The organism is Vallitalea guaymasensis, from assembly GCF_018141425.1.
GTDB classification, from domain to species: Bacteria; Bacillota; Clostridia; order Lachnospirales; family Vallitaleaceae; genus Vallitalea; species Vallitalea guaymasensis.
The window spans coordinates 369763-382693 of the sequence record NZ_CP058561.1 but is presented as its reverse complement, the minus strand read 5'-3'; the positions used below and the strand labels follow the sequence as shown (position 1 = coordinate 382693).

9 protein-coding genes are annotated in these 12931 nt (G+C 33.4%); 7 read left to right on the top strand and 2 right to left on the bottom strand.

The window, feature by feature from the left end; all coding sequences use genetic code 11:
* The first annotated feature begins 53 nt into the window (after window positions 1-53).
* From HYG85_RS01695 to HYG85_RS01685, 3 genes are all read left to right on the top strand, one after another.
* The gene (locus tag HYG85_RS01695) at window positions 54-1376 is read left to right on the top strand and encodes an ABC transporter substrate-binding protein (RefSeq protein WP_212692013.1); all 1323 of its coding nucleotides are present in this window, start codon (window positions 54-56) and stop codon (window positions 1374-1376) included.
* Window positions 1377-1467: 91 nt separating this feature from the next.
* On the top strand, window positions 1468-2352 hold the full coding sequence (locus HYG85_RS01690) for a carbohydrate ABC transporter permease (protein ID WP_212692012.1): 885 nt from the start codon (window positions 1468-1470) through the stop codon (window positions 2350-2352).
* Window positions 2353-2365: 13 nt separating this feature from the next.
* Window positions 2366-3211 carry a carbohydrate ABC transporter permease gene (locus HYG85_RS01685; protein ID WP_113676079.1) on the top strand — a complete coding sequence of 282 codons (846 nt, stop codon included), beginning with the start codon at window positions 2366-2368 and terminating at the stop codon, window positions 3209-3211.
* Window positions 3212-3359: 148 nt separating this feature from the next.
* Here HYG85_RS01685 and HYG85_RS01680 read toward each other — a convergent pair whose 3' ends face one another.
* On the bottom strand, window positions 3360-4532 hold the full coding sequence (locus HYG85_RS01680; RefSeq protein WP_113671495.1) for an IS110 family RNA-guided transposase: 1173 nt from the start codon (window positions 4530-4532) through the stop codon (window positions 3360-3362).
* A gap of 273 nt (window positions 4533-4805) precedes the next feature.
* Between HYG85_RS01680 and HYG85_RS01675 the strand changes: the two genes are divergently transcribed.
* Genes HYG85_RS01675 through HYG85_RS01660 form a run of 4 tightly spaced genes read left to right on the top strand, consistent with a single transcriptional unit; the run spans window position 4806 to window position 11595 of the window.
* Window positions 4806-6806 carry an alpha-amylase family protein gene (locus tag HYG85_RS01675; RefSeq protein WP_212692011.1) on the top strand — a complete coding sequence of 667 codons (2001 nt, stop codon included), beginning with the start codon at window positions 4806-4808 and terminating at the stop codon, window positions 6804-6806.
* A gap of 19 nt (window positions 6807-6825) precedes the next feature.
* Window positions 6826-8262 carry a leucyl aminopeptidase gene (locus HYG85_RS01670; RefSeq protein ID WP_212692010.1) on the top strand — a complete coding sequence of 479 codons (1437 nt, stop codon included), beginning with the start codon at window positions 6826-6828 and terminating at the stop codon, window positions 8260-8262.
* A 1-nt stretch (window position 8263) separates the two neighbouring features.
* Window positions 8264-9013: a copper homeostasis protein CutC gene (locus HYG85_RS01665; protein WP_212692009.1), complete on the top strand. Its 750-nt coding sequence runs from the start codon at window positions 8264-8266 to the stop codon at window positions 9011-9013.
* Between the two features lie 23 nt (window positions 9014-9036).
* On the top strand, window positions 9037-11595 hold the full coding sequence (locus tag HYG85_RS01660; protein ID WP_212692008.1) for a transglutaminase domain-containing protein: 2559 nt from the start codon (window positions 9037-9039) through the stop codon (window positions 11593-11595).
* 191 nt (window positions 11596-11786) lie between these two features.
* On the opposite strand, the gene HYG85_RS01655 is transcribed toward HYG85_RS01660, so the two are convergent.
* On the bottom strand, window positions 11787-12758 hold the full coding sequence (locus tag HYG85_RS01655; RefSeq protein ID WP_212692007.1) for a biotin synthase BioB: 972 nt from the start codon (window positions 12756-12758) through the stop codon (window positions 11787-11789).
* Window positions 12759-12931: the final 173 nt, after the last annotated feature.

The following is a 12931-nucleotide window of genomic DNA, read 5'->3' as shown; positions in this document are numbered from 1 at the left end:
ATATTATACAGTTGCGATAATGAATCATAATATAAAAACAAGGGGGTACAACAATGAAAAAAATTATTGCGTTACTTTTAGTATTGACAATGGGTATTGGTTTAACAGCTTGTGGTAGCAAAGACACTTCAAAAGATACATCCAAAGATTCGAAAGATGAAAAGATTGAAATTAGACTTTTGACAAGATCAGCAGGACCAAGTATGTCAGCACAGATTTTTAGAGATATCCTAAAGGATTTTGAAGAAAAGCATCCCGATGTAGTGATAATTGATGAATCACAAGGTGATGAATCCTCTTTCAACAACAAATTAAAAACAGATATAGCATCAGGAACATTACCTAATATTTTTAGGATTCAAGGAGTATCTAATCTTGGTGAATACATTAAGAATGGTATGATAATGAATATGGACCCTATATACGAAGCTGATAAGGAGTGGAGCCAAGGTTTGACAGAAGGTGCTGTCAATTATTATAAGGTTCCAGGCTTTGATGGTTCATATGGTGTACCAGCTGAATCAGGGTTAATAGGAGTCTTCTATAACGAAGTAGTTCTAAAAGAAGCAGGAATTGATAAATTCCCTGAGACATGGAATGAGTTAAAAGCTGCAATTGAAAAAATAAAAGCAATCAATAAAACTCCAATAGCTCTTGGAGCAAAATCAACTTACATGGCGGGACATCTACATAATAACATTTTATACAAATGGTTAGGAGCAGATGCACCAAAGGCTCTTGGTGACAGAACTATGAAATGGACAGATTCAGAAGTTGTGGAAACACTTAGCTATGTAAAAGAATTATATGATATGGGTGCTTTTCCAGAGGGTGTTGCAGGCTTAAGTGATGATATTGTAATTACTCAATTCTTAAAAGGTGAAGCGGCTATGATTATTACTGGTCCTTGGAACATTGGAAAATTCACTAGTGAAGAAGAGACTGAGTATTATAATGATATCAAGATTGCAAAATTCCCATATTTTGAAGATAAACCTCAATTCAAAGATCATGATATGCAATCCATCAATCCTTTCATGATTAATGGAAAATTGGAAGGTAAGGAAAAAGAATATACCATAGAGTTAATGAAAATGCTAACATCTGCTGATGCAGCGAAAAGATATGCAGAAGAAGCGCAGAGTATCATGCCTAGAAATGATATGGTACTTGATGAAGGCTCTCTAAGCAAGTTATTCCAAGATGTTGTAGAGTTGAGCGGAACATCTACAGGTATTGCAGTTGATGTATTTGATTTTGACCCATTAGCATCTATGCAGGATAGAACAAGAAACTCAATCGTAGGTATGTTCGTGGGTAATACACCAGAACAAGCGGCTCAAGAGATTCAAGCAGAAATTTATAAATCAAAATAAAAATAAATAAAAGTTAATAATACAAAAGAGAATTCTTGAGCTGTTATTCAACTTGGGAATTCTCATTTGCATATATGGGAGGGAGAAAAAATTGCGTAAAATAAAAAGCAAAAAGGACGGAACTAAAATTTTAATGTTTTTAATTCCGGCTCTAGTGATATATATACTATTTATGGTTATACCAATGATCGGTGCAGTTTTCTTTTCAGCGTCTGAATGGAGTGGAATAAAAGGAGCTCCTATAGACTTTGTAGGGTTCAAGAATTACATATCTGTCTTTCAGAGTTCAGCATTTATATTGTCATTGAAGAATATGGGCAGAATGGTTTTCTTCAGTGTATTATTCCATACACCTATAGCCCTTTTATTGGCTGTGGCGATAAATGCAAAATTCAGAGGATATAGATTCTTCAAAGCTGTATTTTTTGTACCAACAATATTCCCTTTGACAGCTGTTGGATTATTGTGGTATTTCATATTCATGCCTAACGGTTCTCTTAACCATCTATTATCTACTATTGGGCTTGACAGCTTAGTTACAAGTTGGCTGATTAATCCTGGGACAGCAATAAATACAATAATATTCGTTAATATCTGGGCTGGTATTGGTTATTATATGGTTATTTTATTGGCTGGACTTACTACTATACCAAATGAAGTATATGAAGCGGCTGCTATTGATGGGGCATCAAGCTTCAAAAAATTCTTTCATGTAACAATTCCTATGTTAAAACCTATCATCAGTATGTGTATTTTGATGGATATAATTGGTACAATAAAAGTTTTTGATTTGATTTTCGTCATGACAGAAGGAGGACCTAATGGACTTACCAATCTGCCAACGACGTTAATGTATTACGAAGCATTTAGATATGATAATTATGGTGTAGGTAGTGCTATAGGAGTTATTATATTATTGATTGCGCTGGTTCTTACATTAGGAAGTAAATGGATTATGAGAAAAAAAGAAGCTTGATGGAGGTGAAGAGATGAAAAAAACAAAAAAGAAATCAAACAGGACCTTAAAGAAAATGGGAGTGTATATTTTCTTAATAGTTATGGCTCTGGTCTTTGTTGGACCTATGGTCTTTACATTATTATCATCAATGAAAGGGAATGTAGAGATCTTTGATAATCCGTTTGGATTGCCTGAGAAATTTTTAATTAGTAATTATGTTACTGCATGGAAAGAAGCCAATATGGGTACTTATTTTGTTAATAGTATACTCATATCTGTATCCACGGTAGCGATTTTGATTGTGGTATCATCTATGGTTGCTTATGTATTAGCAAGATTTGATTTTAAATTGAATAAGTTCCTAGGAATATTTTTCTTATTGGGTATGATGATTCCAATGCATACAATTCTTGTTCCAGTTGCATATATAATAGGATCATTTAATCTTAAGAATAATATTTTTGCCCTTATTCTTCTATATGTTGCGTTTTCATTGCCCTTCAGTATATTTGTCTTGACATCTTTCATGAAAGGTATCAATGCATCTCTAGAAGAAGCGGCAATCATCGATGGGGCAGGTTATTTTCAGATATATTCAAGAGTAATGTTGCCATTGACAGTTCCAGCTATTTCTACAGTTTCAATTTTTAACTTTTTAGGTGCTTGGAATAATGTTCTTTTCCCATTGCTATTTATCAACAATAACAAGCTAAAACCTATTTCACTAGGATTGCTCAATTTCAATGGTGAGAGAGGTTCAGAATATGGACCATTGATGGCTGCAATCATCATTACTGTTTTTGTACCTTTCGTCATATATCTATTATTCCAGGAAAAAGTAGAAAGTGGATTGGCGGCTGGTGCTATCAAAGGTTAAGAAATATAATATTACTATGTAGATATAAAATGGAGCCAGCTATACAAAAGTCAAGTAAAAAATGAAATAAAAGAAGAAAATATTGAATAGATAAAAAAGAACATCATAAATAAAGGTACTGCTAAGAATACCTAAATTATATTGTGAGTTATGTAATGTATATAAAATCCTCTTTACTGTTAAGCATAGCGAAAATGGTATTTATCATGTTTTTGGACACATTACAAAGTGCAGAATTATGATGCTTGCCTTGAAGTTTTTTCTTATGATATTTCTGACGGAATTGATTGTTCTTGCCTTTTCCTACACACGCAACACGTGTAGCTGTAAAAATGGAAGTTCTGAGGTATTTAGAGCCACGTTTAGATATGCGACACCGTTTACCTTTGAACTCTCCTGATTCATAGATGGAGGGATCAAGACCGGCAAATGCTAATAGTTGAGAAGGTGAATTAAAGCGTGAGATATCACCGATTTCACCAATGATAGAAGCACCAATAACGTTACCAACACCTGGTATTGTTGTTATAAAATCAAAATCAGCCATCAGAGCATCAAGATGTTTATCGATAATAGCAATCTGTTTGTTGTAGTGATTGATGTCATCGATGATAGACTCTATAAGAAGTGAGTTGGTAATAGAAGTATCACCAATTGTTTTTTTAGCAAGATTTTTGATTAATTGAGCAGCAGAAACACGATCCCCCTTGATTTTGATAATGCTTACAAGTGTGTCAAGATGCATACGAGCAATCTTAGCAGGAGCTGGATAAGAAGAGAAAAGATTCATAGCCCACTGAGAATGCTGTTTGAAGTGTTTGATAAACTCAGGGAAAGTAATCTGGAGCAATCGAGTGAACTCCATTTTGGCCTTTGCAAGGGTATGAAGTTTATCTAGACGTAATCTAGATAATGACTTAAGTTCAGAAGTCGTGTATAGTGTAGATATATAGGGTTTGAGATGCGTGAAATTATGCATGATATATCTACAGATTGCAAGGCAGTCAAGTTTATCAGTTTTTGTGTTTCTTAGTGAATATGCCATTCTACTGTGGTGGGTTAGAACGGGGTTAATCATATACACGTTGAAACCGGCAGAGTGCAAGAAGTCACGGATGTTACTGGAGTAAATACCAGTTTCTTCAAGCCCTATATGGACGTTATCAAAAAGCTCCGTATGGGAAGAAATTTCCGTATGGAGTTTTTTAAATCCAGCAGAAGAGTTTTCGATAGTAAAAGACTCTGAAAGGATTTCACCGTACTCTGAAATAATAATTACATCATGTTTTTTTGAAGCGACATCAATGCCAATAAAAAGCATGTTAAGACCTCCTAGATATATTTAAACATTGTGCGACCACAAACTAAAATTCGGATGACCTTGTAAATGAAACGTCAAGCGTTAACCAGCTAATTTATCCTTTGAATAATAGTTGTGGGTATACCCTCCATTCAACGGTCGAGCCGTAGGTAAAACATGGAATACTCCACAACGTTTATCTAAATATTATATAGGAAAATAATATAAAGCAGAAATAAGAAAGGAGAGTATACTGATGTATCAATCTGATATATTTAGTATACAAGGGTTATTATGAATGATTTAAGATACAGGCAAGTTCATTTGGATTTTCATACAAGTGAATATATTCCAAGGGTAGCTGAGAATTTTGACGGAGATGATTTTGCTAGTACGTTAAAGGATGCACACATCAATTCTATTACATGCTTTGCGAGATGTCATCATGGATACCTATACTATCCATCCAAGTCACAACCAGATATGATACATCCGAATCTTGTAAAAAAAGATTTGTTATTGCAGCAGATAGAAGCTTGTCATAAGTATGGCATCAAAGCGCCTATCTATACAACGGTACAATGGGATGGATATATAGCCAGAAAACACCCAGAATGGCTAGCGATTGATGAAGAGGGAAAGTACATAAATAGTCAGGATGTACCTGAACCACATTTTTATTATACTATCTGTCTCAACAGTGATTACAGAGAGTATTTCAAAAATCATATACAAGATATTATTAATGTAGTGGGAGTAGATAATATAGACGGATTTTTCATGGATATATTATTCAAAGTTGATTGTAACTGTCCAAAATGTGTTGAGAAAATGACTGGACTAGGATTCAATCCAAAAGAGAAAACAGATAGAATAGCCTACTCACTAGAAATGTTACATGAATTCAAAAGCGAAATAACAGAGTTTATTACTGAGAGAGTACCAGACACTAGTATTTTCTATAATAGTTCCCATGTTGGACCAGCATTGAAAGATAGTTTGAAGGAGTATTCCCATCTTGAATTGGAATCATTACCAAGTGGTGGATGGGGTTATATGCATTTTCCTACAACTGTAAGATATGCAAGAAATTTGGGTAAAGAGATTCTTGGGATGACAGGAAAATTTCATACTTATTGGGGAGATTTTCATTCACTGAAAAATAAAGCAGCCCTTGAATTTGAATGTTTTCAAATGTTAGCAATGAATGCAGGTTGTTCAATAGGAGACCAACTTGACCCAAGAGGTAAATTATCTGTTGGAGCTTATGATTTGATAGGGCATGTTTATAAACAAGTCCATGAAAAAGAACCTTATTGTATAGGTGCTAAGGCATTGACTGAAATAGGGGTAATGACACCAGAAGAATATTATACAGCTAAAGACCATGATCTAGGATTACCACCTGCATTGGTAGGTACTGTAAGAATGCTGCAGGAATTATCATACCAATTTGATATTATAGATAGTAGAACAGATCTATCAAAGTATAAACTTGTAATATTACCTGATGATATAGATTACTCACCAAGATTGGAAAACATTTTGCAAAAGTATATAAGTAACGGTGGAAAAGTTATAGGAAGTTATCATTCCTGTATAGATACTGTAAATGGTACTAGCAAACTCTATGGTGTAACTTATAAACAGGAGTCTCCATATTACAGGGATTTTATTTATCCTAATAATCTTATTGGAAAGGATTTATCTGAAGAAGAATATGTAATGTATCTAAGAGGTGCTCAGGTTGAAGCTAAGGAAAGTCTAATACTTATGAATACTGTAAAGCCTTATTTCAATAGGGAAGGTAAGAAATTCTGTTCACATCAGCATACACCATCATCAGGAGAAAAAGGATATCCAGCAGTAACAAGAAAGGATAATGTAATATATTTTTCACATCCTATATTTAAAACATATCGACAATATAGTCCTATATGGTGTAAAATGATAATTAAAGATGCAATAGGATTGTTGTTGGATGAAAAGTATGTCGAGCATAATGGACCTTCTACAATAGTGACTACAATGAATACCCAGTGTAAAGAGAACAGAGATATTCTTCATGTATTACATTATATAGCAGAAAAAAGGGCAGAGAATCTATATACTATTGAAGATATCATTCCTCTAGCTAACATATCATTCCAAGTATTTGTAGGAGATAAAGAAGTCGACAATCTCTTTAATATTTCTGATAAGCAAACTATTGAATATAAACGGAAAGGTAATTATATTCTATTTACAGCAGATAAGATTGAAGGGCATGAGATGTTCTGTATAGAATATAATTAAAACAAACTGGTGAAGCCATATGATAAGTGTTAGTGGAAAAAGGGATTACAAAGGGCAAGTTATTTTTTTATATGAAGATGATTCAAGTTATATACCAGATGAAGTGTTAGAAGCCAGAAATATCTCCAGCACTTTAGAAGGTAAGCTGTATTCTGTAACAAACATATATATATCCAATAAATTCTATGTCATTGTTGGTTTAGGTGGCTACCGTGATTTAGATATGAAGAAATTAAAATCAGTTGTAGCCAAGAGCGTAAAACAGATGAAGAAAGCAGGTATAGAGGAATATGGTATGGACATTACTCCTTTTATACAAAGATTTGATAGTCAATGTTTATTCCACTTAGTAGAAGGTATCAAATTAGGTAATTATGAATTCTATGGTTATAAGACTGATAAAAAAGAATATGATTACACTGTTTTTCTCCAAGGAATCCATAAGGACATTAATCAGGTTAAAGAAATAATACATAAAGCAGAAAATATTGTAGATGGCATAATCATAGCTAGAGATTTGGTTAATGCACCAGCCAATAGATTAACGCCTGAATTGTTGTCACAGGAAGTTATATTATTAGGTGATAAAGCTGGTTTTGAAGTGGAGATTCTTAAAGAAGATGAATTGGAAGAGTTGAATATGAAAGCTTTTCTAACGGTTGGCAGTAGTAGCGGTAACTCACCAAGATTAATTGTAATGCGTTATAAAGGCGATTCTACAAGTGATAAGGTTGCTGGATTAGTTGGAAAAGGTGTTACCTGCGATACAGGAGGATATTGTTTGAAAGCCAGTAATACAATGGGTGGCATAAAAGGTGATATGGCTGGTGGAGCAGCGGTTATAGGAGCTATATATGGATTGGCAATGAATAAAGTCAAGACTAATGTTGTGGGAATTATCCCAGCCTGTGAAAACCGTATTTCAAGGGAAAGTTATATACCTGGCGATGTAATTGATTCTATGTCAGGTAAGACAATAGAAATAATCAATACAGATGCAGAAGGAAGATTAATTCTTGCAGATGCAATTACATATGGTATAAAAGTAGAAGGTATAGATAAAGTAATAGATATTGCAACACTTACCAGTGCTGTTGTTGCAGCATTAGGATTTACAACAACTGGGGTATTGACTAATAACACAGAGTTTTATGATAAATTGATAAAAGCCTCAGAAAAATCAGGAGAACAGTTTTGGAGATTTCCTATATATGATGAGTATAGGGATATGTTAAAAAGTGATATAGCAGATATTAAAAATATGGGTAAGGATTATCTAGGGACAGTAACAGCAGGATTGTTTATTGGAAGTTTTGCAGAGAAACTGCCATGGATTCATATGGATATAGCTGGTACTGCATGGGTGAATCCGCCAATATTCCAGTATCAGTCTGAAGGTGCTACAGGTGCCCCAGTCACATCACTTTACTTTTTATTTGGAATGGGAGACGAATAAGATGTATATTCTTGAAGGTTGTGTAGACTCAGTAGAATCAGCTATAGAAGCAGAAAAAGGTGGTGGTAACCGTCTTGAATTATGCAGTAATCTAATCATAGGTGGTACAACCCCTAGTATCAACCTTTTTAATATGGTAAGAGAACATACTAATATAAAGATTAATGTGCTGATTCGTCCAAGATTTGGAGACTTTTGTTATTCAGATAAAGAATTTGAAGTAATTAAAAGAGAAGTTAAAATGTTTCAGGAAGCAGGTGCAGATGGAGTAGTAATAGGTGTACTTAATCCTGATGGAACTTTGGATATAGATAGAATGAATGAGCTGATCCATATTACAGAAGGGATGCATATAACATTACATCGTGCCTTTGATATGTGTAAGAATCCTTTAGAAACATTAGAACAGGCAAAACAATTAGGAATCAATACCATTCTAACATCCGGACAGAAGAATAGCTGCTATGATGGAAAAGAACTAATCAGAGAGTTGGTCAACAATTCTAAGGGCAAAGTAGATATTCTTATAGGTGGCGGTGTTAAGGCAGAAATAATAAAAGAAATGTATAAATTTACTGGAGCTGTCTCATATCATATGTCTGGTAAAGAGGTAATAAACAGTTCCATGGAATACAGAAAAGAAGAGGTAAGCATGGGTATTGCCTCATTAAGTGAATATAGTATATGGCAGACAAGTTCCACAAAAATATCACAGGTAAAAGATATTTTAGAAAAACTTATAAGTAATTAAAATAATAAAAGAAGGTGTTATATATGTTGTTTTCTAATGAACTCAAGAAAACTATTGATGCTGATTTTGAAGAAGTTCTGAAACTTATAGAGTATAAGAAACAAGAAATACAAAGGGGATTAGATCAATGTAACGAAATAGAACAGTATTGCATTAAGTTCTTATATACATGTATGCCTCTTAGCGATATGGCAAATTATAGCTTTGATATATATTTGAGTTATGTAAGACATGGACTTTTTCTAAAAGAGAATATGCCTTGGGGAGATAAAATACCATCAAACATATTTCTTAAATATGTGATGTTCTATCGTATCAATAATGAGAACATAGAAGATTGTAGACGTACTTTCTATAATAATCTTATTGATAGGATAAAAGACAAGGACATGCCAGAAGCTGTAATCGAAGTCAATTACTGGTGCTTGGAACAAGCCACATATCAAACAACTGACGAAAGAACAGCTTCTCCACTTACAGTTTTAAGATCGGCTTACGGTAGATGCGGAGAAGAATCCACTTTCACAGTCACAGCCCTTAGAAGTGTTGGAATTCCAGCTAGACAGGTGTATGTACCTAGATGGTCACACTGCGACGATAATCATGCGTGGGTAGAAGTGTGGTGTAATGGTAAGTGGAATTATCTTGGAGCCTGTGAACCAGAACCCTCACTAAACATAGGATGGTTTACAGCTGCAGCATCTAGAGCAATGCTCATTAACAGCAGAATATTTACTTCTATGAATAATGTGAATCAGATAGTTGATGAAGAACTGATATCTAAAAATGATAAAGCAGCTCTTGTGAATAGTATAGAAAACTATGCAGATACCAAGAAATTAGTAGTCAAAATACTAGATTCTAATAATGAACCTATGGATAAAGTAAAAGTTCGGTTTGAAGTACTTAATTATTCTGAGTTCTATCCTGTAGCTACGGTTATTACTAATAATGACGGAATAGCTGGAGTAACACTAGGACTTGGAGATATCTATATTCATGCTGTCAAGGATAATAGATTCATAAATAAACTTGTAGATACCAGAAACCAAGATGAGATAGTTCTCTCATGGAATGATTCTATAATAGAAGAAGTAGTAGTGGAGGATATTGATATCGTTCCACCTATTGATAATATGAAATATGCTATAAGTCTTACAGATAGTGAAAAAGAATCAGGTAAAAAACGCTTCACAGAATGTAATCATAAACGAAAACAAAAAGAGAGCAATTTTATCACCCATGATAATGTATCAAAGTTAATGAATGAAAATAATTATAAAGATGATGCTCTAAAAGATATTTTCATAAAATCTAAGGGTAATTACCAAGAAATCAAAGCTTTCATTGACAGCAAAATAGAGTGCTCAATAGATGATAAAATAATATTATTAACGAGTCTTTCTAATAAAGATTACACAGATATCACTAACACTATACTCCAAGAACATCTAATATATTCTATGGAATACAAAAGCAACTATCCAGAAGAGATATTCCAAAATTATATTATGAATCCTAGAGTACATTTTGAGATGATTACCAATTATAGAAAGTACATATTAGATTATTTTGACGAAGACACAAAGAAGAGATTTATTGAACACCCAACGAGCATATGGGATTATATAGATACATATATTACTGAACTTCCCAAATTAGAATATAACCTACTATCCACTAATCCAGTTGACTTGCTCAAGCTTAAAAAAGGGAACAGCATGTCCAAGAAAATACTTTTCGTCGCTATTTGTCGTACACTAGGTATCCCTGCAAGAATAGACAAAGAAAATCTTGAATTGCAATACTATACTGAAGATAGATTCATTAACGTTAACCATATATTACAGAAGAGTCATATTAAACTAACTCTTATCAACGAAGATAATACCAACTGGAAATACTGGTTGAACTTCACTATAGCCAAATTAAATAATGGAGTATATGAAACCCTCGATCTTGTTGACAGGAAATGGGTTAATGACAAACTTACCTTAGAATTGGAACCAGGAAACTATAGAATCATAACATCCAACAGAATGCCAAATGGAAGTATCTTCTCAAAGAAATACTGTTTCATACTATTTGTTGAAAAAGAATTAGGTATTTCCTTACGCCAAGGCAAACTAGAGGATATGTTCAAAAATATTGAAATCAATGATTTCAAGTTAATAGACAAAGATAACAATAAAATAATCGCAAGTAACATACTAGGTGATAAAAAGAATATCATAATCTGGATAGAAGAAGGCAAAGAACCAACAGAACATGTTCTAAATGAAATGCTGGAACATCAAGATATACTAAATAAGTTACCCTGCAACATCATCTTTGTACTAAGGAATAAAGAAGCTTTAACTAATGCTACACTAAATAAAACACTAAAAGTATATCCTAACATACAAATCTATTATGATGAATCAGCTGCTAATGCCTCACCTATAGCTAGAAGAGTATACGTTGACCCTGACAAATTACCATTGATTCTATTAACCAATAAAGGTCTAAATGTAGTATATGCCTTCAGCGGCTATAACGTTGGATTATCAGATCTGATAATTAAAATAATAGAAGCCATATAAAGTATATAATCCCTAAATACTTTAGCCTATACTTCACAACCATAAACAACTTAAAATCCACTTTATAATAATTCTAAAATAGTATCTGTTTGCTTGAATATTAATAAGCTCACAGATACTATTTTACGTAATTAAATGAACATTAAATATGCGTTAAAAGAATATTTAATAAAAAATAATCCTCAAAATGTCTACACTTCATACTCCGCATCCAACAATAACTTCTTAACATCCTCAACACAATACCCTCTGCTTTTTTCCGTAACAGATAGATGATCCCTAGGATTCGCTCCATATTCAGCATACAATTGATTAACACCGCAAATTAAAGTCATAGGAGTTACTTCATGAGCATTCATAGCTCGTTTTGGTCTCGAAGCAATTCTCGATACAGCCCCAATCTTAGCTAATTCTCTAGCAGATATTTGCCCCTTATCAAATAACGGAGTCCCTTTCACCGGTATCCTTCGCATAACAGCCATAACACTAACATTATTATCCCTAGCTCTTATTATCTCATCCGCAATCTCTTCATAACTATGCTCCGGACCTATAGGTTCTACACAATAATATAATTCCAAGTTCTCTGAAGCTATAGCAGCTAGAGTTTTCAATCTAGTCTCAGTATTGACTTCCGTATCTATACCTTCCCTCAATCGATTAATATGATAAATACCTGTAAAACCAACTTCCTTTAACTGCCTAGCTACATCCACATCAAAATCACCTATATTAGCTACCAGCCTAACATCCCCAGGCAAGACCTTTCTCACTTCCATACCTATCCTAAGATACTCATCAATAGGATAATCAGCAGTAGTCATCAAAAACAGATCATCAATACCTTTCTCAACCAAATCTCCAATCTCAACTAAAACTTCCTCAACAGACTTCCTCCAACTAGTATCCAAAGAATAATGCTTCTCTCCCATAGAACAGAATTTACAATTAACCGAACAAGGCTCAGCATTCAAACCAATCTGTGCAAATATTATGCCCTTGTTATTAAATTCACTTCTAGTCAATTCGTCCGCCTTACATAAAATCGAGTAAAAATCCTCCGAACCATTAACCACATTCAACAATCCTACTATTTCATTCTTATCTAGGACTTTCTCATCATTTAATAGTGATGATATATAATTGCTATCCTTATTATCCATGATTTCACCTCTCCAATAAAAATTTTATCATACATATATTGTACTTGAACTAAAATCTTAACTATATAAATATATTAATTTAATTTGTAATTTTTTATGAAGATTAAGGAGTAACACCAATAATTGAGATAGGTAGTGCTAAAAATATATTATATATTATTCCAATATATAAA